This is a genomic window from Microbulbifer sp. TB1203 (genome assembly GCF_030997045.1).
Taxonomy (GTDB): Bacteria; Pseudomonadota; Gammaproteobacteria; order Pseudomonadales; family Cellvibrionaceae; genus Microbulbifer.
On sequence record NZ_CP116899.1, the window covers coordinates 4,386,949 to 4,409,376 of the forward strand.

At 63.1% G+C, this 22,428-nt stretch carries 19 protein-coding genes; 15 read left to right on the forward strand and 4 right to left on the reverse strand.

Features of this window, described 5'->3' with window-relative positions:
* The first annotated feature begins 77 nt into the window (after positions 1-77).
* The gene (gene parE / locus PP263_RS18905; RefSeq protein WP_308365487.1) at positions 78-1,964 is read left to right on the forward strand and encodes a DNA topoisomerase IV subunit B; all 1,887 of its coding nucleotides are present in this window, start codon (positions 78-80) and stop codon (positions 1,962-1,964) included.
* A gap of 33 nt (positions 1,965-1,997) precedes the next feature.
* Here parE and PP263_RS18910 read toward each other — a convergent pair whose 3' ends face one another.
* The 4 genes from PP263_RS18910 to PP263_RS18925 form a co-directional block, all read right to left on the reverse strand.
* Positions 1,998-2,612, reverse strand: coding sequence for a mobile mystery protein B (locus tag PP263_RS18910; RefSeq protein ID WP_308365488.1), 615 nt, complete (start codon positions 2,610-2,612; stop codon positions 1,998-2,000).
* The gene (locus tag PP263_RS18915) at positions 2,612-3,079 is read right to left on the reverse strand and encodes a mobile mystery protein A (protein WP_308365489.1); all 468 of its coding nucleotides are present in this window, start codon (positions 3,077-3,079) and stop codon (positions 2,612-2,614) included. The genes PP263_RS18910 and PP263_RS18915 overlap by 1 nt, the downstream gene beginning before the upstream one ends.
* 182 nt (positions 3,080-3,261) lie before the next feature.
* Positions 3,262-4,149, reverse strand: a complete 888-nt coding sequence (gene mmsB / locus PP263_RS18920) for a 3-hydroxyisobutyrate dehydrogenase (protein ID WP_308365491.1) — start codon at positions 4,147-4,149, stop codon at positions 3,262-3,264.
* Between the two features lie 16 nt (positions 4,150-4,165).
* Positions 4,166-5,677, reverse strand: a complete 1,512-nt coding sequence (locus PP263_RS18925) for a CoA-acylating methylmalonate-semialdehyde dehydrogenase (protein WP_308365492.1) — start codon at positions 5,675-5,677, stop codon at positions 4,166-4,168.
* Positions 5,678-5,828: 151 nt separating this feature from the next.
* On the opposite strand from PP263_RS18925, the gene PP263_RS18930 reads away from it, so the two are divergent.
* From PP263_RS18930 to PP263_RS18995, 14 genes are all read left to right on the forward strand, one after another.
* Positions 5,829-5,972 (forward strand): hypothetical protein, encoded by a 144-nt coding sequence (locus tag PP263_RS18930; protein WP_308365494.1) that lies wholly within the window; start codon positions 5,829-5,831, stop codon positions 5,970-5,972.
* 98 nt (positions 5,973-6,070) lie between these two features.
* Positions 6,071-7,117 (forward strand): agmatine deiminase family protein, encoded by a 1,047-nt coding sequence (locus PP263_RS18935; RefSeq protein WP_308365496.1) that lies wholly within the window; start codon positions 6,071-6,073, stop codon positions 7,115-7,117.
* Entirely contained in the window at positions 7,114-8,016 is a 903-nt protein-coding gene (locus tag PP263_RS18940; RefSeq protein ID WP_308365497.1) for a carbon-nitrogen hydrolase, read from the forward strand. The genes PP263_RS18935 and PP263_RS18940 overlap by 4 nt, the downstream gene beginning before the upstream one ends.
* A gap of 331 nt (positions 8,017-8,347) precedes the next feature.
* Positions 8,348-9,607, forward strand: coding sequence for a porin (locus tag PP263_RS18945; RefSeq protein ID WP_308365499.1), 1,260 nt, complete (start codon positions 8,348-8,350; stop codon positions 9,605-9,607).
* A gap of 57 nt (positions 9,608-9,664) precedes the next feature.
* On the forward strand, positions 9,665-10,651 hold the full coding sequence (locus tag PP263_RS18950; RefSeq protein ID WP_308365501.1) for a tripartite tricarboxylate transporter substrate-binding protein: 987 nt from the start codon (positions 9,665-9,667) through the stop codon (positions 10,649-10,651).
* Positions 10,651-11,103, forward strand: a complete 453-nt coding sequence (locus tag PP263_RS18955) for a tripartite tricarboxylate transporter TctB family protein (RefSeq protein WP_308365503.1) — start codon at positions 10,651-10,653, stop codon at positions 11,101-11,103. The genes PP263_RS18950 and PP263_RS18955 overlap by 1 nt, the downstream gene beginning before the upstream one ends.
* Entirely contained in the window at positions 11,103-12,644 is a 1,542-nt protein-coding gene (locus PP263_RS18960; protein WP_308365505.1) for a tripartite tricarboxylate transporter permease, read from the forward strand. The genes PP263_RS18955 and PP263_RS18960 overlap by 1 nt, the downstream gene beginning before the upstream one ends.
* Positions 12,645-12,720: 76 nt before the next feature.
* Complete coding sequence (locus PP263_RS18965; protein ID WP_308365507.1) at positions 12,721-14,421, forward strand: sensor histidine kinase; 1,701 nt, start codon at positions 12,721-12,723, stop codon at positions 14,419-14,421.
* Complete coding sequence (locus PP263_RS18970) at positions 14,418-15,116, forward strand: response regulator (RefSeq protein ID WP_308365508.1); 699 nt, start codon at positions 14,418-14,420, stop codon at positions 15,114-15,116. Before PP263_RS18965 ends, PP263_RS18970 begins: the two co-directional genes overlap by 4 nt.
* 108 nt (positions 15,117-15,224) lie before the next feature.
* Positions 15,225-15,608: a TSUP family transporter gene (locus tag PP263_RS18975; protein ID WP_308365509.1), complete on the forward strand. Its 384-nt coding sequence runs from the start codon at positions 15,225-15,227 to the stop codon at positions 15,606-15,608.
* Between the two features lie 291 nt (positions 15,609-15,899).
* Positions 15,900-17,216 carry a DEAD/DEAH box helicase gene (locus PP263_RS18980; protein ID WP_308365510.1) on the forward strand — a complete coding sequence of 439 codons (1,317 nt, stop codon included), beginning with the start codon at positions 15,900-15,902 and terminating at the stop codon, positions 17,214-17,216.
* A gap of 423 nt (positions 17,217-17,639) precedes the next feature.
* Positions 17,640-20,354, forward strand: a complete 2,715-nt coding sequence (locus PP263_RS18985) for a response regulator (RefSeq protein ID WP_308365511.1) — start codon at positions 17,640-17,642, stop codon at positions 20,352-20,354.
* A gap of 14 nt (positions 20,355-20,368) precedes the next feature.
* Entirely contained in the window at positions 20,369-20,725 is a 357-nt protein-coding gene (locus PP263_RS18990; RefSeq protein WP_308365512.1) for an Hpt domain-containing protein, read from the forward strand.
* A gap of 48 nt (positions 20,726-20,773) precedes the next feature.
* Positions 20,774-22,417 carry a Glu/Leu/Phe/Val dehydrogenase dimerization domain-containing protein gene (locus PP263_RS18995; RefSeq protein WP_308365514.1) on the forward strand — a complete coding sequence of 548 codons (1,644 nt, stop codon included), beginning with the start codon at positions 20,774-20,776 and terminating at the stop codon, positions 22,415-22,417.
* The last annotated feature ends 11 nt before the right edge of the window (positions 22,418-22,428 follow it).

The following is a 22,428-nucleotide window of genomic DNA, read 5'->3' on the forward strand; positions in this document are numbered from 1 at the left end:
CCAGCTCGGCAAGCGGGCCGCAGGCCCGCCCCTACAGGGCACACAACAGAATTTGTCAAAGAGCAGTCAATAAGAATATGGCCAACTACTCCGCCGAAGATATCGAAGTACTCACGGGACTCGACCCGGTGCGCAAGCGTCCGGGCATGTACACCGACACCACCCGCCCCAACCACCTGGCCCAGGAAGTCATCGACAACAGCGTGGACGAGGCCCTCGCCGGCCACGCGAAAAAAATCGAAGTGGTTCTGCACAAAGACCACACCCTGTCGGTGAGCGACGACGGCCGCGGCATGCCGGTGGACATCCACCCGGAACAGGGCCGCCCCGGGGTGGAAGTCATCCTCTCCACCCTGCACGCCGGCGGCAAGTTTTCCAACAAAAACTACCAGTTCTCCGGCGGCCTGCATGGCGTGGGGGTGTCGGTGGTCAACGCCCTGTCCAAGGTGCTGGAAATCACCATCCAGCGCGACGGCCAGGTGTACCGCATGGGATTCCAGAACGGCGACAAGGCCTCGGACCTGGAAGTGATCGGCAGCTGCCCCAAGCGCACCACCGGCACCAGCCTGCGCTTTATGCCGGACCCGAAATATTTCGACTCCGCCAAATTCTCCGTGCCCCGCCTGCGCCATCTGCTGCGTGCCAAGGCGGTACTCTGCCCCGGCCTCACCGTGGTATTCATCAACGAGCAGGACGGCGAATCCGAGCAGTGGTACTACGAAGACGGCCTCAAGGACTACCTGGCGGACGCGAACCACGGCTGGGAAGTGCTGCCGGCTGAACCCTTTATAGGCAGCTTCGCTGCCACCAGCGAAGCCGCCGACTGGGCAGTTCAGTGGCTGCCGGAGGGCGGCGAAGTCACCGCCGAATCCTACGTCAACCTGATTCCCACCAGCCAGGGCGGTACCCATGTGAACGGCCTGCGCTCCGGCCTGCTGGAAGCCATGCGCGAGTACTGCGAAATCCGCAACCTGATGCCGCGGGGAGTCAAACTGGGGCCGGAGGATATCTGGGGTCAGTGCTCCTATGTGCTTTCCGCCAAACTGGCGGACCCGCAGTTTTCCGGCCAGACCAAGGAGCGCCTCTCTTCCCGCGAGGCCACCGCTTTCGTCTCCGGCGTGGCCAAGGACGCCTTCAGCCTGTGGCTCAACCAGCACACCGAAGACGGCGACCGCCTCGCCGAGCTCTGCATCGGCAACGCGCAGAAACGCCTGCGCTCCGCAAAAAAAGTCGCGCGCAAAAAAGTCACCCAGGGCCCCGCGCTGCCCGGCAAACTGGCGGATTGTTCCAGCGGCGACACCGCGCGCAGTGAACTCTTCCTGGTGGAGGGCGACTCCGCCGGCGGCTCCGCCAAACAGGCCCGAGACCGCGAATTCCAGGCCATCATGCCCCTGCGCGGAAAAATCCTGAACACCTGGGAAGTGGACTCCACGGAAATCCTCGCCAGCCAGGAAGTGCACGACATCGCCGTAGCCCTGGGCGTAGATCCGGGCAGCGACAACCTGGAAGGCCTGCGCTACAACAAAATCTGCATCCTCGCCGACGCCGACTCCGACGGTCTGCACATCGCTACATTATTGTGCGCACTCTTCCTGCGTCACTTCCGTCCCCTGGTCACCCACGGCCACGTCTATGTCGCCATGCCGCCGCTGTTCCGCGTGGATATCGGAAAGGACGTCTACTACGCGCTGGACGACGCGGAAAAACAGGGCATCCTCGACCGCATTGCCGCGGAAAACAAAAAGGGCAAGATCCAGGTCACCCGCTTCAAGGGCCTGGGCGAGATGAACCCCCTGCAACTGCGCGAAACCACCATGGACCCGGACACGCGCCGGCTGGTGCAGCTCTACATCGATGCCGGGGATGACAGCAACCAGTTGCTGGATATGTTGCTGGCGAAGAAGCGCGCGGGGGACAGGAAACAATGGCTTGAAAGTAAGGGTAACCTTGCCGAAGTCAGCTGAGCTGAGTGGCTTGTAAAGTAAATGTAAATTTACCTAGGCTTGAGGGACATCGACGCCGACAAATCGCAGTAGAGGGGAGAAATCACCGGCATCGGCTGCCCTCAGCGCGGCGATATACTCCAGGCGCCGCGGGCTGTTGTTTTGGAGCCACTGCCCTGCGGCCCAGTCAATTGCCGGCAGTCCAAAATAGTGTTCCAGGTAGCAGTCGGCCAGTATCCGGGCATGCCGGCCGTTTCCGTTGGGGAACAAGTGGATGTACACCAGCCGGTGGTGCAGGCGTGCAGCGGCCTCCAAAGGCGGGTAGGTCTGATATTCGACCCAGCAGCGGGCGTTCTCCAGCGAGTCCCTAAGCAATACGCTGATTTGAATGGGATCGACCCCAATATTTTTTTCTGTTCGCCGGAAACTGCCGGCCCAATGCCAGACTTGGCCGAATAGTTGCCGGTGCAGTTCACGTGCGAACGCTTCGGAGAGAGGGTCAAATCCACGCCTGCGTATCCGGCCGAGCCAGAGAAGACCTTCCTCAATATTCTTCTGCTCCAATTCGTCCAACTGCCTGCGGTTCACAATATGCTTAAACCGTAATCCTTCCATTTCGTCCGGATCGAGTGGCGTCGCCCCCTCCATGGGCTCCATGATGGAATCCACTATGCTTCCTCCCAGAAGTCGGCCGGCGGGTTTTCAAGCAGTTCTCTGGCTAATCGGTCAATTTCCTGGTTATGGCTTTCCTGCCGCAAAGCTTGATTTTCGAGAGCCATGTGTTGGCTGGCGCGCTTCACCAGGGCCTCAGCTTTTTTCCGGGCATGGTCTGTCAGCAGGGTCTCAATGGACCCGCCGGCTGGGATAATGGCGTACACAAAGCGACAGTTCATCGCCTCGGCGGCAGCCTGCATCGATTTCAATGTGACGCTGCCCGTCGGCTCCGCATTTTCCATCTGAGAGACCCGGGCCCGCGTGAGTCCCAGGCGCCTGGCCAATTGGGCACCGCTCATTCCCAGGGCTTTGCGAACGGTCGCAATCCAGCCCTCCCTCGGCACTTGAAGGTGTCGGAGTTGTGGTTCCGCCTGGTTAACCAGCTCGCGATACTGGCGAGCTACAATGCCTTTTAAGCTCATTGGTGCGTAGCTATATATTGACGAGTATACTAATTGTGTCTACATATATATAGACAACATAAGAATTAATGTTAATAAATATATAGACAATCCGTGATTAGATGTCAATAAATATATAGACTTCAAAGAGGTTGGAAAGATTTTCGCGACGAAACCAGGCGAGGGGCGACATTAGGCTCCGTTTAGCAACCAATCAATTTTTGAATACTTGAAAAATCCAGCCCCTCGTTCCCCGCCTGGCCGTGCAGCCCGTACAGATTGCGTGCCAGTGAACCCAGCGGCGTGTAGGACCTGCTCGCAGTAGCGGCTAGCTGGGCAAGGCCCAGGTCCTTGCACATCAGCTTGACCATAAAGCCGCCCGAATAGTTTTTGCTAGCCGGAACATTCTCCATCACACCCGGATAGGGGTTATATTTTTCCAGCGACCAGTTGGCGCCGGAGCTTTTCAGCATGATTTCCGACAGCACCTTGGGGTCCAGGCCGTTGTCCACACCCAGTTGCAGTGCCTCGGCGGTGCCGATCATATGGATGGCGAGCAACATGTTGTTGCAGATCTTTGCCGTCTGTCCGGCGCCGGCGGGGCCGGCGTGGAAGACGTTGCTGCCCATGTGTTGCAGTACCTGGCGCGCGCACTCCACATCCGCCGCATCGCCGCCGCACATAAAACTGAGAGTGCCCGCCACGGCGCCGGCCACGCCGCCGGAAACCGGCGCCTCTACCGCGTGCAGGCCGCGCTTTTGCGCCTCCGCAATCAGGCGTGTGGAGCTGGCGGCGGCGACCGTGGAGCAGTCGATCACCAGTGTGTTCTCGGCAATATGGTCCAGCAGTTTGTCGCTGTCGATATACAGCGCCTCCACATCTTCGCCGTTCGGCAGCATGCTTACCACATAATCCGCACCCGCTATTGCCTCCAGCGGTGAGGTCGACTTTTTTACGCCCTGGGCTGTGGCCGCGTCCAGTAGTTCGCCCACCGGATCAAAGCCGGTCACGTTGAATCCCGCCTTGACCAGGTTTGCGGACATGGGGCCGCCCATATGGCCGAGGCCGAAAAATGCCACATTGCCGTTCATCGCTTTTTCCCGGAAGTTATTTCAGGTGAATGGTCATATTCGGGTTTTCTGCGTGCTCGATATCCGAATCGAACCAACGCGCGGTAACCGTTTTGGTCTCCGTGTAGAAGCGCACCGCCTGCTTGCCGTAGGCGTGCTGGTCGCCGTAGAAGGACGCGCGCCAGCCGGTAAAGCTGAAAAATGGCAGTGGTACCGGGATGGGCACGTTGATGCCCACCTGGCCTACCAAAATCTCGTGCTGGTATTTGCGCGCCGCCGCACCGCTGGCGGTGAAGATGGAGGTGCCATTGCCGTAGGGGCAGTCGTTGATCAGCTGAATGGCGTCGTCCAGGGTATCCGCATTCACCAGGCAGAGCACCGGGCCGAAGATTTCGTCTTTGTAGATGGACATCTCCGGAGTGACATTCGCAAACAGCGTCGGGCCCACCCAGTTGCCGTCCGGGTAGCCTTCCACCTTCGCGCCCGAGCCGTCCAGCAGGCAGGTGGCGCCCTCGGCTTTGCCCTTGTCGATATAGTTCAGCACCCGCTCCCGTGCCTGGGGAGAGATCAGCGGGCCGAAGTCCGCCTGCGGGTCCTTCCAGGGGCCCGGCCTGACTTTTGCCATGGTGCCGCGGATTTCCGGAATCCACTGTTGCGCCTCGCCCACCAGCACCGCCACGGAGATTGCCATGCAGCGCTGGCCGGCGGCGCCCACTGAGGAGCCGACGATACTGTTGAGCACCGCGGACTTGTTGGCGTCCGGCATCACCACCATATGGTTCTTGGCGCCGGCGAAGGCCTGTACCCGCTTCAGGTGCTCGGTGCCGGTGCGGTAGATATGCTGGCCCACCGGCACCGAGCCGACGAATGAGACGGCCCTGATATCCGGGTGCCTGAGCAGAAAATCCACCTGCTCCCCGCCGCCGTGCACCAGCTGTAAAACACCCTTGGGCGCGCCCGCTTCCTCGAACAGTTCGGCCAGCTTGCAGGGGGTGATCGGGTCCTGTTCGGACGGTTTGAGGATAAACGTATTGCCGCAGGCGATCGCCATGGGGAACATCCACAGCGGAATCATCGCCGGGAAGTTGAACGGAGTGATACCGGCACAGACGCCCAGCGGCTGGGTGTAGGAGTAGCAGTCGATAGAAGAGGCCACGTTCTCCACCGTCTCCCCCATCATCAACGCGGCAATATTTGCAGCCTGCTCCACCACCTCGATGCCGCGCCAGATATCGCCCCTGGCGTCCTCGAAGGTCTTGCCGGTTTCCTCGCAGAGTATTTCCGCTAATTCGTCCCGGTGTATCTTCAGCAGCTCCTGGTACCTGAGCATCAGCCGCGCTCTACTGGGCACAGGGGTCTTTTTCCACTCCTGGAAGGCCGCCTTGGCGGAATCCACAGCCTGCTGCAATTCGTCGCCGGTGGTGTAGGGAGCCCGGGTCAACACCTCGCCCGTGGCCGGGTTGGTCACATCGAGCCAGTGGTCACTTCGGGACTGAACCCAGTCGCCGTGCAGGTACAGCGGCAGCCTGGTGGGAATGCTCTTGTTCATGCTCGTTACCTGGGCGGAATGTGCCTGGACAGTTTAGGCGCAACTGAACGCCCGGGCCTGAGCCGTGGCGCATCGATGATCACAAATAGCGAGGACAATATGCCCACTAGGGCTGATTCGTAGCCGCGCCGTCATAACGCCGCTGTTCCGTGTGGATATCGACAAGGACGTCTACTACGCGCTGGACGAAGCGGAAAAACAGGGCATCCTCGACCACATCGCTGCTGCAAATGAAAAGGGCAAAATCCAGGTCTCCCGCTTCAAAGGCCTGGGCGAAATGGGCGAGGCTCCATAGCTGTTCGCCTGCGAGCAGGCTCCTACAACACTAGCAGGCAAAGGGTACGCAAAGCGGTTAGAATCCAGCACCCTGAGTTATTCCCGGTGAGCCTTTATATGAGCCCATCATTCCTCCCGCCCGAATGGGCGCCGCAATCGGCAGTGATGCTGACCTGGCCGCGCGCCGACGGTGACTTCGCGCGGCACTTTGCTGCGGTGGAGCGCTGCTTCGTGGAGATAGCCGCGACCATCAGCCGCTACCAGAATGTGCATATCAACTACGGCTTGGAGCCGGCCCTTCTGCGCGACCGCCTGGTGCTGGCCGGGGCCCGGCCGGAGCGCCTGCAGGTGTACCAGGTGGAGAGCGACGATGTGTGGGTGCGGGATCACGGGCCCATCACCGTGTTCCGCGGCGGGCACCCGCGGCACCTGGATTTCGTGTTCAACGGCTGGGGCGGCAAGTTCGCGGCCGGTCGCGACAACCAGGTCACGCGCAAGCTGGCGGAGCAGGGCGCGCTGGCGGCGGAAGTCGAAACACTGGATTTCGTGCTGGAGGGCGGTGCCATCGAGGTGGATGGCGCCGGCACCCTGCTGACCACCGAGCGCTGCCTGCTGGCGCCCACCCGCAATCCGCACTTGAACAAGGCGCAGATAGAGGATTTCCTCAAGCCGCTGTTTGGGGTGGAGCGAGTGCTCTGGCTGCGCCACGGGGACCTGCTCGGCGACGACACCGACGGCCACATCGACACCATTGCCCGCTTTTGCGATGCCGAAACCATCGCCTACCAGGCCTGCGAGAATCGGGATGATGCGCATTTCGCGGACCTGCAGGTCATGGCCGCTGAGCTGGCCGCTTTCCGCCGTGCGGACGACCAGCCCTACAAGCTGGTGCCGCTGCCGCTGCCGGCGCCGATTTACGACGAGGACGGCGGGCGCCTGCCGGCGGGCTATGCAAACTTTCTGATTATCAACGGCGCGGTGCTGGTGCCCGTGTATGGTGACAACAATGACGAGGAGGCCCTGGCGCGCCTGCGCCCCTGCTTCCCGGGCCGTGAAGTGATCGGGATCGACTGCCGCGCGCTGATCGAACAGTACGGCAGCCTGCACTGTGTGACGATGCAGATACCGAGTGGGCAAATACCGCAAATCCCGGAGGTACTATGACCTCAAAAAAACCGAACCAGAAAATCCTGCGCGTCGGCCTGGTGCAGCAGGCCTGTTCCGACAACCGCGAGCAGACGGTGCAGGCGACCATCGCCGGTATCCGCGAGGCCGCCGCGCGCGGCGCGCAGCTGGTGCTGCTGCAGGAGCTGCACACCAGCCTGTATTTCTGCCAACACGAGAGCACGGACCTGTTCGATTTGGCCGAGCCGATTCCCGGCCCGTCCACCGAGCAGTTCGGCGCGCTGGCGAGGGAGCTGGGTATAGTGCTCGTCACCTCCCTGTTCGAGCGGCGCGCGGCGGGCCTGTACCACAACACCGCGGTGGTGCTGGAGCGGGATGGCAGTATCGCGGGCATTTACCGCAAGATGCATATTCCGGATGACCCGGGCTACTACGAGAAGTTTTATTTCACCCCCGGCGACCTGGGCTTCCAGCCGATCGAGACCAGCGTCGGCAAGCTCGGCCTGCTGGTGTGTTGGGACCAGTGGTACCCGGAGGCGGCGCGCATGATGGCACTGGCGGGCGCCGACCTGCTGCTCTACCCCACCGCCATCGGCTGGAATCCGGTGGATGACGCGGCCGAACAGGCGCGGCAGCGCGATGCCTGGATCACCATCCAGCGCGCCCACGCAGTGGCCAACGGCCTGCCGGTGCTGGTGGCCAACCGGGTCGGTTTCGAGGCGGACCCATCGACGCAGACCCAGGGTTCGCAGTTCTGGGGCCACAGCTTTGTCGCCGGTCCCCAGGGCGAATTTATCGCGACCGCCGACGAGAGCGCGCAAGTGCTGGTGGCGGATGTGGATCTGGCGCGCAGCGAGAATGTGCGGCGCTGGTGGCCCTTCCTGCGCGACCGGCGGATCGAGGCCTATGGGGATCTGACCAAGCGCTATCGCGATTAATCGGTTTGCGGGCGTAGGGGCAGACAGCGAGGGTGCCGAGCCTTTGCAACTGCTGCCAGCGCCACAACCGGATATCTGTATCGAACCAGCAAGCGGTCACTGTCCTGGTGTCGGTGTAGAAGGCCTTGCCTGAACACCAGAGACCGCTAGCGAATAGGGGCTCTGTCTTGGGCCCCGTGATCAATATGAACAAAACGATCAATATCGCCTTTACATTTCCGACCCCGCGGTTGGGGGTTAACTTCTGCTATCCGGATAGCCGGTGCAAGTAGCTTCCGCCAGCTGACCGGCGCGCTGCGGCGCGTACACCTAAAACTATAAAAAGGCGAATATGATGAGAATCTCCACCTCCGTGGGGCTGGTCTGTGCCGGCCTGTGGCTGGCCAGCGGTGCGCAAGGCAGCGACGATAACCAGAACCAGCTCAACCAAAACAGTGAATTCAATAGCAAGGCCGAACTACCCGTCCAGGGCGAAGCCGTGTCCTCGTTCTGGGAAAACCTGGAAATAGGCGGCCGCGTGCAATTGGATTACAACCAATTCGACGGCGCCTATAACGCCACTAACGAGGGCCGTACCGGTTCCAACCTCTTCCCCCGGCGGGTGCGGGCGTATATCGAATCCGAGCAGGGCGACTGGGACTACAAGCTGCTGATGGACTTCGCCGAAGAGGCGGAGATCGTTATGGCGCGGCTGCGCTACAGCGGCTTCGATGGCGGCCCCACAATCCAGCTCGGCAAGCTGCGCGAGGATATCTCACTGGAGGCCCTGTCCAGCAGCAAGTACCTGGTGATGATCGAGCGCAACAGTCTGGCAAACACCGTGTCCCCCTATTTCCGCTGGGGCGCCTCTGCCTACCAGTATTTCCCTTCCAGCGGCCTGCGCTATGCCTTCGGCGTATACAAGAACGACGCCTTCGGCGGCAGCGGCGAGGACGACTACGAAGACCTCGACTACGCCGGCAGCGGCCGCCTGACCTGGGCGCCCTGGCGCGATCCGGGTCGGGTGCTGCACCTGGGACTCTGGGGCTCCTACCGGGAAATGTCCGGCGATGAGCTGAGTCCCGCCTGGGCCAGGGGCGAGGTGCGCGAGACGCCGGTGCGGCTGGTGGATTACGCCGCTGGCGGCACCCCCGTGGCAGTGGATCACCTGACCCAGCAGGGCCTGGAACTGGCGGCCCAGTGGCAGGGCACGCTGTTGCAGGCGGAATACGCCCGCCGCGAATTGAATACCACCGACAGTGCATCGCCGCTGGATGGAGAGGACTTCGACGGCTACTCCCTGACCCTGAGCCACTTCCTCACCGGCGAGACCCGGGAATACAGCGCGGGTCAGGGCGTCTTCAAGCAGCCCGCCGGAGTGCGCAATGCCTGGGAGGTGGCGACCCGCAGTTCGCGGGTGAACGCCAGCAGTGCCACCCAGGGTACCGACGTCACCACCCACACCCTGGGCGTTTCCTACTACTACGACCCCAGCATCAAATTCGCGCTCAACCTGGTGCGCTCCCGGGTCAGCGGCCCCGGCGCATTCGCGCTGGTGGGCGAGGAGCGCGATGGCAATTCCCTGGTGCTGCGCGCCCAGTATCTGTTCTAGGAGGCAGCCATGATTTCATTTCCAAGTCCGGCAAGGACCATTAAGGGGAAAACAACCATGCCGATAAGAATGCCACTCAAGCTGTTCGCCGCTGCGGCTCTGACACTGGTTTCCAGCATGGCCATGGCCTTTGAGCCGCAGGGCAAGGTCGAATGTCTGGCGCCCGCCGATCCCGGTGGCGGCTGGGATTTCACGTGTCGCAGTATTGGCAAGGTGCTCGAGGATCTCCATCTGGTGCCGCGCAATGTCCAGACCATCAACATGGCGGGGGCCGGTGGCGGGGTCGCCTATGCCCACACGGTGAGCAAGCGGGCCGGTGACGAGCAACTGCTGGTCGCCGCCTCCACCGCGACCACCACGCGTCTTGCCCAGGGGCAGTTCCACGGGATGAACGCCGACATGGTCAACTGGATCGGCGCCGTGGGAGCCGATTACGGGATCATCGCTGTGTCGAGGGATTCCAAGTACCGGGATCTGCCGGCACTGATGGAGGCGCTCAAGAAAGACCCGCGCAGCGTCAAGTTTGCCGGTGGTAGCGCCAAGGGTGGCTGGGACCACCTCAAGGTGCTGATCGCCGCTCAGGCGGCTGGGGTCGAGAAGCTGCCGCGTATCCCCTACCTGTCGTACAACAACGGTGGTGAGGCCATGACCCAGGTGATCGGCGGCCATGTGGATGCCTTTACCGGCGATATCTCCGAGGCCCAGGGCTTCATGAAATCCGGCGATTTGCGTGTGCTGGCCGTACTCTCCGAAAAACGCCTGCCCGGCGATTTCTCCGACATCCCCACCGCCCGCGAGCAGGGGATCGATGCGCTGGGCCCCAACTGGCGTGGTTTCTACATGCCGGCGGATGTCTCGGATGAGGCCAAGCAGTATTGGATCGATGCCATGGATACCGTCTACGACAGCGAGGAGTGGCAGGGCATCATGACCCGGAACGGCTTGATGCCCTTCCACATGAGCGCCGGCCAGTTCGAGAACTTCGTCAAGTCGCAGATTCAATCCATTGAAGACCTGTCCAAAGACATAGGGTTGATTCGGTAATGACCTTCAACGACCGCATCTTCGGAGTCCTGATGATCGTCCTGGCCGTCGCGTACGGCTGGGGCGCCAGTCAATTCCCGGAGCCCTTCGGCGGGAGCGAAGCCGTCGGTCCCGATACCTTTCCCAGGCTATTGGCCGTGGTACTGGCGCTTTCGAGCCTGTATATGGTCGTGCGCCCCGATCCGGATAACGCCTGGCCGTGGAGCCGCACCGGGCTGGAGCTGATCATCGCCGTGGTGGTGCTGGTGCTCTACGCCATGCTGCTGCAGCCGTTGGGCTTCATCCTCAGTACCACCCTGGCGGTAGGCACGCTGTGCTGGCGCATGGGGGCGCGTCCGGCCAGGTCGTACGTCGCCGGAGCCGCCGCCGGCGTGGTGGTGTTCCTGCTGTTCAATTTCGCGCTCGACCTGTCGCTGCCGTTGGGTCTGCTCGAGTTCCTGGAGGTGAGCTGATGGAAACCATGGGCTTTCTGATCGACGGGTTCGGCGTGGCGCTGGCCCCGCACAACCTGATGTTCGCCCTGCTGGGGGCCTTCCTCGGCACCCTGATCGGGGGGCTTCCGGGGCTGGGGCCGGCCAATGGCGTGGCGATCCTGATTCCGCTGGCGTTCAGCCTGGGCCTGGCGCCGGAGACGGCGCTGATCATGCTCACCGCGGTCTATGCCGGTGCCATGTATGGCGGACGCATTTCCTCGATCCTGTTGAACATCCCCGGTGATGAGCCGGCCATGATGACCTGTCTGGACGGTTATCCCATGGCGCTCAAGGGCAAGGCCGCCGAGGCCCTGGCGATCTCCGCGGTCGCCTCGTTCATCGGCAGCCTGATCGCTACGGTCGGCTTGATTCTGCTGGCGCCGCTGTTGGCCAGGTTCGCGCTAACCTTCGGCCCGGCGGAGTATTTCGCGCTCTTCCTGCTGGCCTTCGCCACCCTGGGCGGGATCACCGGCAAGAATCCCATGAAGACGGTGGTCGCCGCGGCCATCGGCCTGATGATCGCCACCGTCGGCATCGATAACACCGGCGTCCAGCGCTTCACCTTCGGAATCCTGGAACTCTACGAGGGGGTGGACTTCATCATCGCCATCGTCGGCCTGTTCGCGATCTCCGAGCTGCTGTTCTTCATCGAGGAGCGGGCCGGCGGCGGCAAGGCGAAGATGGTCGTCAACAAGCTGAAGCTGTCGTGGAAGGACATCCGCGAGATCATGCCCTCGAGTATCCGCGGTGGGGTTCTTGGCTTCATCGCCGGGGTGCTGCCGGGCGCGGGCGCCTCATTGGGCAGTTTCATCAGTTATACCCTGGAGAAGCGGGTGCTGGGGCGCAAGGGCAACTTCGGCGAGGGCGACCCGCGTGGTGTCGCCGCTCCCGAAGCGGGCAACAATGGGGCCTCCAGCGGGGCCCTGGTGCCCATGCTGACGCTCGGCGTGCCGGGCAGCGGGACCACCGCCGTGCTGTTGGCGCTATTGGTCTCCTTGAACATTACACCGGGGCCGCAGATGTTCACCCAGAATGCGGATATCGTGTGGGGCGTGATCGCGGCGCTGCTGATCGGCAACTTCCTGTTGCTGGTGCTCAATATCCCGCTGGTGGGCATCTTCGTCCGGTTGCTGTCGGTACCGCCGATGTACTTGCTGCCGATCGTGACCATGGTCGCCTTCGTCGGCATCTACTCGATCAGCAACACCACCTTCGACCTGTACTTCATGGTGGCCTTCGGGGTGGCCGGCTATGTGTTCCGCAAGCTGGAGATCCCCTTGGTGCCCATTATCCTCGGCCTGCTGTTGGGGCCGGAGATGGAAAAGAACCTGGGACATGCCCTGGAGATCTCCGACGGCGACTGGACGGTGCTGTGGAGCAGCGGCCTGGCCATCAGCCTGTGGACCTTCGCTATCGCGGGGTTGGTCCTGCCGTATATCGTCGGCCCTATCCTGCGTCGCCGCATGATGGCGGGCACGGTGCCGGACGAGCCGGCCGGCGATTTTACGGGGAATGCCTGAAGGGCGGTCTCTGAAATTGCACCCTACACCAAAGGCCATAATAACGCCGCTGCGCAAATATTGAGCAGGGGGTAGAATGCAGCAGATATCCGCTTCCGGCCCGCCCAGGGGCAATATGGTGTTTTTCAGAAATCTCCCAACCGCGATCGCCGGCATGGGACCTTGGCGCATCCAGCGGCTGGAGTCCCGGCTGATCCTCTGGGTACTGGTGTTCAGCCTGCTGCAGGTGCTGCTCTTTGCCGGCGCCGGTCAATACCTGCTCGAGCGCAGCGTGCGCGAGGAGGCCGGGCGCAAGGCGCTGAACCTGGCGCGGCTGGTGGCGGAGTTGCCGCAGGTGCGCGAGGCGCTGGAGGCCGGGGTGGGGTCCGGCCGGGGCGACGCCCTGGCGGGTTTCATCGAAGGGTTGCGGCGGCAGACGGATGCAGACTTTATCGTCGTTGGCGATACCCGGCTGCGGCGCCTGGCTCACCCGAAGCCCGACCGCCTGGGCAAGACCATGCAGGGTGGCGACAGCCAGGAAGTGCTCGCCGGCCGTTCCATTATTTCCTCTGCCCGGGGTTCCCTGGGCTTTTCGGTGCGCGGCAAGGCGCCGGTGCGCGATGCCGAGGGCAGGGTAATCGGCCTGGTGTCCGTGGGCTTTCTCGACCGCTCGGTGGAATCCGTGCTCGCCGGCCGCTACCTGCAGTGGCTGCCCGCGGTGCTGGCGGTACTGCTGGTGGGCGTGCTGGCCTCCCTGTGGATGGCCCGTCGGCTGCGCGCTGCCTTGTTCGGCTGGCAACCTCACGAAATCGCCCGCCTGTTCGCCGAACAGAACGCCATTCTCGATACGGTGCGCTCGGGTATCGTCGCCCTGGACCCGGAGGGCTGGGTGCAGAAGAGCAACCGCCGGGCGCGGGAGCTGTTGGGGGTGAAGGCGCCCGCGGCGGGCGGCCTGCACCTGCGCGACCTGTTCCCCGATCAGGCGGAGTTCCTGCTCGAGAATGGGGAGCAGGTGCTGGACGGCGTGGAGGTTTTCGCCGCCGACCAGGAACTGGTGCTGTTCCGCCGGCCGCTGCGGGTGGCCGGGACGGTGCGCGGCCTCTTCCTCAGCTTCCGCCCCAAGGACGAGGTGGCCCAGGTGAGCCGGCAACTGGCCCAGGTGGAGGCGTTCGCCGAACTGTTGCGGGTACAGACCCACGACTACTCCAACAAGCTCAATACCCTGGGTGCCCTGGTCCAAATGGGCGCCTACGACAAGGCGGTGGATCTGATCGGCCTGGAGAGCCGGGGGCACCAGGCGGTGGTCAACCAACTGCTGGAAAGCGCCGGCGAGCCGCTGCTGGCGGGGCTGCTGCTGGGCAAATACCACAAGGCCAAGGAGCAGGGCGTGGTGTTCGAGGTGGCCGAGGAGAGCACCCTGGAGGGGATTTTGCCCGAGGTCCTGCTGGACCGTCTGGTGTCCATTCTCGGCAACCTGATCGACAATGCCATAGAGGCGGCGCGCAGCGGGCCGCAACGGCCACCCCGGGTACGGGTAACCTTCGACGACTTGGGGGATAGTCTGGTCTTCGACGTGGAGGACAGCGGCACCGGTCTGCACCCGGAGCGGCTCGAAACCCTGTTCCGCCCGGACTACTCCTCCAAATCCGGGCGCGAGCACGGGGTCGGGCTCTACCTGGTGAAAACCCACGTGAGCGCCCTCGGGGGCACCCTGGAAGTGGGCCAGGCGGACCTGGGCGGCGCCCGCTTCACCGTTTACCTGCCCCGCCCGCCGGAGGATGAGGAGACAGCGCCATGACCTATTCGGTGGTGATCGTCGAAGACGAAAGTGAGGTGGCCAGCCTGTTGGCGGAGTACCTGCAGCGCGGCAACGATTTCCGGGTCACCGCCGTGGTGGGGGATCTGGCCGGCGGTCGCGCGCTGCTCGAGCGATACCAGCCGGATTTGCTGTTGCTGGACGTCTACCTGCCCGACGGCAGCGGCCTGGACCTGCTGGCGGAGCTGCGCGCCGCCGGCCACGGCTGCGAGGTCATGATGATCACCGCCGCCTCCGAGGTGGCGTCCCTGGAGCGTGCGCTGCAACTGGGAGCCTTCGATTTCCTGGTCAAGCCGGTGCTGTTGCAGCGCCTGGATCGTGCCTTGAATACCTTCCTGCAACGCCAACACCGCCTGCGCCAGGCGCCGTCGGTGACCCAGTCCGTCGCCGACGCCCTGTTTTCCCGGGAGGGAGATTCGGGGGAGGCCGTCGCCCCCAGGCAGGCACGCCTGCCCAAGGGCATCGATGCCCTCACCCTGTCCCGGCTGCGCGAAGCGCTGGCCGAATCGCCGCGGGACTTCCTCAGTGCCCAAGAAGTCGGCCAGCGCGCCGGTGTCAGCCGTTCCACCGCCCGTCGCTACCTGGAGTACCTGTTGCAGCGCCATGAACTGGAGGCCGACCACGCCTACGGCAGCATCGGCCGGCCCGAGCGCCGCTACCGGCCGGTGCCCGGCTAGCCCGGTCTCAAGGAAGGACCAGAGGCTCGGCAGCACCAGTAACAGCAGGTGCGCTAACGATGCGCTAACATAGACGCCCGGGATTTACGCTGTACAGTGGGAACACACTTGGAAGTTATCTCTTACTCCGTCGAACTGCTTTCCTTTCTTTTTATTGTCGCGGTAGTCGCCGGTTTTCTGGATACCCTTGCGGGAGGCGGCGGGCTGATCGCAATACCGGCCCTGATGATGAGCGGTGTGCCGCCATTGGCCGCCCTGGGAACAAACAAGCTTCAGGGCAGTATGGGTACCGCTACTTCGACATTTATGTTGGTGAGAAAAAAGAAAATAAACCTGAAGGAAAACCGGCCGCTGATTTTTTCCGCTTTTGCCGGTGCTGTGGCGGGGACGGTGGCCGTTCAATTTATTAATGCCAGCATACTGTCCTTCGTGATTCCGGCGGTTTTGGGATTTATTGCGATTTATTTTCTGTTCTTCAATGGGCTGGTTTAAGTTCGCTTGAGCAGAGGCTTAATAGAGGCCTGCCCCCCTGCCGGGAAATAAAACTACCCAGTCACTGCAGGTGTGTTATAGTGCCGCGGCTGGTGGCAACGCCAGCTGCGTCATCTGTAGGCCGGCGAGCCGTCGGCACCTTTCCGGAACTCTTCCGAGCTTCCTCTGAATTCCCCTACTGAATGCCGCACCGGGCCCGTGCAGTCAAGCTGCGCCGGCATGTTACGACAGCGGCAAATTGACCCCTGCGAAATTTACACTGCTGCCCTCGGGCGGTTGGGAAAACTTTATATGTTATTTGAAGATTTAGGGCTGGCTCCGGAGCTGGCCCGTGCGGTAGCTGAACAGGGCTACGACAAACCCACGCCTATCCAGGCCCAGGCCATCCCCGTGGTAATGCGCGGCGGCGACGTGATGGCGGCGGCGCAGACCGGTACCGGCAAGACCGCCGGTTTTACCCTGCCGCTGCTGCACCGACTGAAGGGCGGCAAGCCGGCGCGCAATAACGAAGTGCGCGCCCTGGTGCTGACCCCCACCCGCGAGCTGGCGGCCCAGGTGCACGACAATGTGCAGAGTTACGGCAAGTTCCTGCCGCTGCGTTCGGCGGTGGTATTCGGCGGAGTGAAGATCAATCCGCAGATGATGAAGCTGCGCGGCGGTGTGGATCTGTTGGTTGCTACGCCGGGTCGCCTGCTGGATCTGTACAACCAGCGCGCGATCAATTTTGAAAAGCTGGAAGTGCTGGTACTGGATGAAGCCGATCGCATGCTGGATATGGGCTTTATCCACGATATCAAAAAGATCCTCGCGCGCCTGCCGAAAAACCGCCAGAACCTGATGTTCTCTGCGACCTTTTCCCCGGAAATCCGCCAACTGGCCAAGGGCCTGGTAAAGGACCCGGTGGAGATCGATGTGAGCCCGCGCAACACCGCCACGGAAACCGTGCAGCAGAAGCTGCACCCGGTGGACAAGACCCGCAAGACGGCGCTGCTCAGCCACCTGATCCGCGAGAACGGCTGGCACCAGGCGCTGGTGTTCAGCCGCACCAAGCACGGTGCCAACAAACTGGTCAAACAGCTGGAGGCGGACCGTATCCGCGCCGCGGCGATCCACGGCAATAAGAGCCAGAACCAGCGCACCAAGGCTCTGGCGGATTTCAAGGCTGGCAAGGTGCAGATACTGGTGGCCACGGATATCGCCGCGCGCGGTATCGATATCGACCAGTTGCCCCAGGTGGTGAATTTCGATTTGCCCAATGTGCCGGAGGACTATGTGCACCGCATCGGCCGCACCGGTCGCGCCGGCGCTCAAGGGCAGGCGGTATCCCTGGTGAGCGCGGATGAAATCAAGCAGTTGAAGGATATCGAGCGGCTGATCAAGAAACCGATTCCGCGGGAAGAGATCGATGGTTTTGAGCCGGGTCACTCGCTGCCGGCTTCCGGCGCGGCAAACCGCGGCCACGGTGACGGCGGGCGAGGCAGGCAGGGCGCCGGACCGGGGCGTGGGAACGGCAATAACGGGCAGCGACGCGACGGGCAGCAGCCGCGCGGCGATGCACAGCGTCCGCAACGGCGCAGAAGGCGGCCGGCACGCACGGAATCCGCATAAGAACCCATTGCAGATACTCTGTCTCGAATCAAGCTCATACTGACTCGTCGTACCGGCGCAAGCCGGTATTCCGGTACCGGATCAAGTCCGGCATGACTTTCCTGCGCCGGAACGACAAAAGCAAGTTGTAGGGGCGGCCCATGCTGCGCGATTGGCAAAATCCGATCGCGAGGGCCGCTTCATACAGTACTGTTCAGACACATTCCAGAGCCTGCTCCAGGTCCCTCTCGCAGGGCGTGTACACTGAGAAAATCAGCTATCCTCGTTAACAGGTTGTATGCCCTTTATCACGCTCAGTGATAGGGAAGCAACGCCCTGTGTGAGGCCCACATGGTCGATGCCGGCAATGATCGAAGATCCCCCAGGTCAAAGAACGGGCGAGGCCACCGGGCGCCGCTCGGCCTGCGCCCGAGGGAGTGGGCCGTGCTGGCAGTGGGCCTGCTCTGCCTGCTGCTCACCTTCGGGGTCTGGTACTGGCTCTATACCGCTGAGCAGACCATTGCACGGACTCGGTTCGAGCTGGCCAGCGAGGTACTTATCGACGACATCGGCCGCAGTTTCGAAACCCGTCTCACCATTCTCGAATTTTTCGGGGCTTTCTACCGGGCATCGGAGCTGGTCGAACGGCACGAATTCACCGATTTCGCCGTCCCCTTTATCGATTCCTTTCCCAGTCTGGAGTCGGTGTTTTGGGCCCCCAGAACGGAGGTGGACGGGCGGGCAGCCCATGAAACGCTCGGCCGGCAGGAACTGAATGACCAGTACCGTATCTGGCAGGCCCCCCCCCGGGAAAACGACACCTCGCCAAACGGGCTTCAGTCCCACTTTCCGGTATTCTTTCTGGAAGCCGCGCAGCCGGACTTCAGGGGCTTGCTGGGCCTGGACCTGGCATCCCTGCCGCTGGTTCGCCAGGCCATGGTCCGAGCCCGTGATACCGGCAGGCCTGCGACAACGCCCCCGCTCGCCTTGCCCGGCATGAAAGACACGGCAACACAGCGCATCCTGGCCGTCCTGCCCATTTACGGGAGACGTTCCGCCCCGGATTCCGTGGACGAACGCCGACAGGACCTGGCCGGGTTCGTCGTCGCCATTCTGCGCCTCGACAAGATTGTCGAGAGGGCATTGGCCTACCTTCCCAACTGGGAGTTCGAGATCATACTCCTGGACGCCAGTGGCTCCCCGTCAGTCCCGGTGTACAGGCGTGTTCCCCAAGAAACCGCCCCAATAGACCGTCAGGGATTGCTCAGCTATACCCGTCTGCTGACCGTTGCGGGCCATCCCTGGCTGGTTGAGGTAAATGCGCTGGAACCCTTCGACCCCGCCTGGATCCGGGCCCCCCATATCGCCCTCGCCGTAGGTCTGCTGAGCACCGCTCTGATCGTCGCCTACCTGATGCTGCTGATGCGACAGACCAGCCGGGTGGAGCAACTCGTTAAAGAGCGCACGGCCGACCTCCGGTCCGCCAACCAGCGGCTCGAACAGCAGACCATCGATCTGCTCGAAATGGGGGACAACCTGAAAACCGCCAAGGAACAGGCGGAGGCGGCGACGCAGGCCAAGAGCCAGTTTCTGGCCAACATGAGCCATGAAATCCGCACCCCCATGAACGGTATCATCGGCATGGGCGAACTGCTGATGGACACCAATCTGACGCCCCAACAGCGCGATTACCTGCGGGTCATCGACCAGTCGGCGGACTCCCTGCTGCGGGTCATCAACGAGATCCTGGATTTCTCCAAGATCGAAGCCGGCAAGATCGAGCTGGAGTCCATGCCCTTCGGGCTGCGCGACACCCTGGTGGATATGCTGCAAACCCTGGCAGTGAAGGCCGCCAACAAGGAGCTGGAGCTGGTCTACCACATACCGCCCGAGGTGCCGGACCGGTTGCTGGGCGATCCGGGTCGGTTGCGGCAGGTGCTGCTGAACCTGGTGGCCAATGCCATCAAATTCACCGAGCACGGCGAAGTGGTCGTGGACATTGCCGTCGAGTCCCAGGACAGCGAGGCGGTGCGGCTCCGCTTTACCGTGCGCGATACCGGGCCGGGCATCCCCCGGGAATTCCAGAAAACCATTTTCGAAGTCTTCGAGCAGGCCGGTGTCGGCGTCTCACGGCGCTACGGCGGCAGCGGTCTCGGCCTCAGCATAGCGGCCCAACTCGTCCAACTGATGGGCGGCGAGATCGCCCTGGAAAGCGAGGAGGGCAAGGGGGCCACTTTCCATTTCAGCCTGCCTTTCCGGCTGGCGGCGGACCGTGCGGACAGCGGTATCGAGCGGGAGCCGCGGCACCTGCACGGCCTGCGGGTGCTGGTGGTCGACGACAACCACACCAACCGCATAGTTCTCGAAGAGATGCTGCAAAGCTGGCAAATGGCGCCCACGGCGGTGGCCGACGGCGAAGAGGCCCTGGAGGTACTGCGCCGGGCCGGCGAGGACTTCGCACTGGTGGTCAGTGATCTGCGGATGCCGGAAATGGACGGCGTCGAACTGGCACGTCGCATCGGCCAACTCGGCCTGCCCCACCTGCCCGGGATTATCCTGCTGTCCTCCGCCGACACCGGCGGCGGCCGCTACCTGGACGCCGACGGACAGGTAGCAGTCTGGCTCACCAAGCCGGTGCGCCAGTCGGCCCTGTTGAATGCCATCGTCGAGGTCATGGGGCTGGCGGAGCGGGAGGAGCCCGAGGCAGCCCCGACCGATGCGGAACCCCCTGCCCCTGCCCTCCGGTCGCTGAGTATCCTGGTGGCCGAGGACAACAAGGTCAACCAGGCTGTCGCCAGCAAGAGCCTTGGCAAACGGGGTCACCGGGTAATCCTGGTGGACGACGGCCGACAGGCCGTGACCGCCTGGGAATCCGGCGGTTTCGACCTGATCCTTATGGATGTGGAAATGCCCGAAATGGACGGACTGAACGCCACCCGCGAGATCCGCGCAAGGGAACAGGATACGGACAGCCACGTTCCCATCATCGCCATGACCGCCCATGCCCTGGCGGGAGACCGGGAGCGCTGCCTGGCGGCGGGCATGGACGGCTACGTCGCCAAGCCGCTGCGGATCCGGGTATTGGAGGAGGAAATCGCCAGGGTGATGCCCGGCGCCGCCGGCTCACCGGAAGGGCCCGGACCGGGGGGACCACAGTGAAACAGGAGCGCACCATGAGCACTTTCGAATGGCAAAAAGCGCTGGCCGACCTGGACGGCGACGAGGAAATCCTGCGCGATCTGGCGGAGGTCTTCCTCGCCGAAGCCTACGCCATGACGGATGCCGTCCGCAACGCGGTGGAGTGGGAGCACGCCGCCGAATTGCGCCGCTCCGCCCACAGCCTGAAGGGCGCGGTTCGCGTGTTTCACGCCGATGCCGCCACCGCCGCCGCATTTGATCTGGAAAAGATGGGCCGCGATGCCAACTTCCAGGGCGCGGACCGGGCCCTGGCTAAGCTGGAAGAGGAAGTGGGTCGCCTGTGCAGCGAGCTCAGGAATCACCTGCAAAACGATACGCCCCCGGCCAACTGACCCCGCGACAGCCGGCCGGGCCCGACACGGGAGGAACGAACCTTGGACATGCGCCCGCTCAGGGTATTACTGGTGGAAGATAATCCGGTTTACCGGCGCCTGATCGAAAAACTGCTCGCCGGCAGCCAATCTCCCCCCTTCGACGTTACCTCCGTCGACCGCTTGTCGGCCGCGTTCGAGAGTCTCGACCGGCAGTCGTTCGACGTGGTGCTGCTCGATCTCCTGCTGCCGGACAGCGAGGCCCACGAAACATTCTTCCGTCTGCGCAGTCGGGCGCCGGACACGGCCATCGTCATCCAGACGGGATTTGACGACGTCACCCTGGCGTCGAAGGCGGTGGAGGGCGGTGCCCAGGATTACCTGATCAAGGACCGCATCGGCCGGGTCGGGCTGGTGCGCTCGATCCGCTACGCGGTGGAGCGGATGCGGGCCCGCGGCGCGGAGTGGGCCTCCGGCATGTTCCACCTCGCCCAACAGCAGTTCCTCAAGGCCGCCTACATCGTCGAACTCGATGACAACGTGCGCCAGCGGCTGCTGTTTCCGGAACGGGCCCAGGTGGCGGCCCTGCCGTTCCGGCGCGACGAGCACGGCGAGGTGGAAACCGTGTTCGGCTACCGGGTGCAGCACGTGCTGGCCATGGGACCCACCAAGGGGGGCATCCGCTATCACCAGGGGGTGGATCTGGGCGAGGTCGCGGCACTGGCGATGTGGATGACCTGGAAGTGCGCCCTGATGCGCCTGCCCTTCGGCGGCGCCAAGGGTGGCATCCGCATCAACCCACTGGATCTGTCGCGCTCCGAGTTGCAGCGCCTGACGCGGCGCTACACTCTCTCGTTTATCGATATCATCGGTCCGGACATGGATATCCCCGCCCCCGACATGGGCACCAACGAACAGGTGATGGCCTGGATCATGGATACCTACAGCCATCGCATCGGCTACACCGTGCCCGCGGTGGTCACCGGTAAACCGGTGGTGCTGGGCGGCTCCCAGGGGCGCACCGAAGCCACCGGCCGCGGCTTGGTGTACTGCATCGTCGAAGCCGCCCGCCACCTCGGGCTCGATCTCAGGCAGTGCACCGCGACGGTCCAGGGTTTTGGCAACGTCGGCGCCCACACCGCCCGTTTCCTGCGGGAAAACGGCGTCAAGGTGATCGCCGTCAGCGATGTGAGCACTGCCGTACACAATGCGGAAGGGCTCGACATCGACGACCTGGAAGCCTACGTGGCGCGGCGCCGCTTTCTGGAGGACTACCCCCGTGGCGAGCACATCAGCAACAGCGAACTGCTGGAGCTGCCCTGCGACATTCTGGCGCTGGCCGCCCTGCAGAACCAGGTCACCATCGACAATGTGCAGCGTATCGATTGCAAGATCCTCGCCGAGGGCGCCAACGGTCCCACCACTCTGGAAGCCGACGATGTACTGCGCGAAAGGGGCATCTTCGTGCTGCCGGACATCCTCGCCAACGCGGGTGGCGTCACCGTTTCCTACTTTGAATGGGTGCAGGGCATGCAGAACTTCATGTGGACGCTGGAGGAGGTCAATACCCGGCTCCACGCAATCATGACCGACGCCTTCCGCCGTACCCTGACCCGGGCGGAAAAGGAAGGCACCGACATGCGCACTGCCGCGCTCATCGAGGCGCTGGACCGGGTCAGACAAGCGGAACTGTTGCGGGGGCTGTTCCCCTGAAGGAAATGCCT

Excerpts from the sequence above, each read along its gene's own strand:
- PP263_RS18990 (WP_308365512.1), top strand. The coding sequence starts at position 20,369 with ATGAGCACTTTCGAATGGCAAAAAGCGCTGGCCGACCTGGACGGCGAC.
- mmsB (WP_308365491.1), bottom strand. The coding sequence starts at position 4,149 with ATGAACGGCAATGTGGCATTTTTCGGCCTCGGCCATATGGGCGGCCCC.
- PP263_RS18980 (WP_308365510.1), top strand. The coding sequence starts at position 15,900 with ATGTTATTTGAAGATTTAGGGCTGGCTCCGGAGCTGGCCCGTGCGGTA.
- PP263_RS18950 (WP_308365501.1), top strand. The coding sequence starts at position 9,665 with ATGCCGATAAGAATGCCACTCAAGCTGTTCGCCGCTGCGGCTCTGACA.
- PP263_RS18935 (WP_308365496.1), top strand. The coding sequence starts at position 6,071 with ATGAGCCCATCATTCCTCCCGCCCGAATGGGCGCCGCAATCGGCAGTG.
- PP263_RS18995 (WP_308365514.1), top strand. The coding sequence starts at position 20,774 with ATGCGCCCGCTCAGGGTATTACTGGTGGAAGATAATCCGGTTTACCGG.
- PP263_RS18940 (WP_308365497.1), top strand. The coding sequence starts at position 7,114 with ATGACCTCAAAAAAACCGAACCAGAAAATCCTGCGCGTCGGCCTGGTG.
- PP263_RS18945 (WP_308365499.1), top strand. The coding sequence starts at position 8,348 with ATGATGAGAATCTCCACCTCCGTGGGGCTGGTCTGTGCCGGCCTGTGG.
- PP263_RS18915 (WP_308365489.1), bottom strand. The coding sequence starts at position 3,079 with ATGAGCTTAAAAGGCATTGTAGCTCGCCAGTATCGCGAGCTGGTTAAC.
- parE (WP_308365487.1), top strand. The coding sequence starts at position 78 with ATGGCCAACTACTCCGCCGAAGATATCGAAGTACTCACGGGACTCGAC.
- PP263_RS18970 (WP_308365508.1), top strand. The coding sequence starts at position 14,418 with ATGACCTATTCGGTGGTGATCGTCGAAGACGAAAGTGAGGTGGCCAGC.
- PP263_RS18965 (WP_308365507.1), top strand. The coding sequence starts at position 12,721 with ATGCAGCAGATATCCGCTTCCGGCCCGCCCAGGGGCAATATGGTGTTT.
- PP263_RS18955 (WP_308365503.1), top strand. The coding sequence starts at position 10,651 with ATGACCTTCAACGACCGCATCTTCGGAGTCCTGATGATCGTCCTGGCC.
- PP263_RS18960 (WP_308365505.1), top strand. The coding sequence starts at position 11,103 with ATGGAAACCATGGGCTTTCTGATCGACGGGTTCGGCGTGGCGCTGGCC.
- PP263_RS18925 (WP_308365492.1), bottom strand. The coding sequence starts at position 5,677 with ATGAACAAGAGCATTCCCACCAGGCTGCCGCTGTACCTGCACGGCGAC.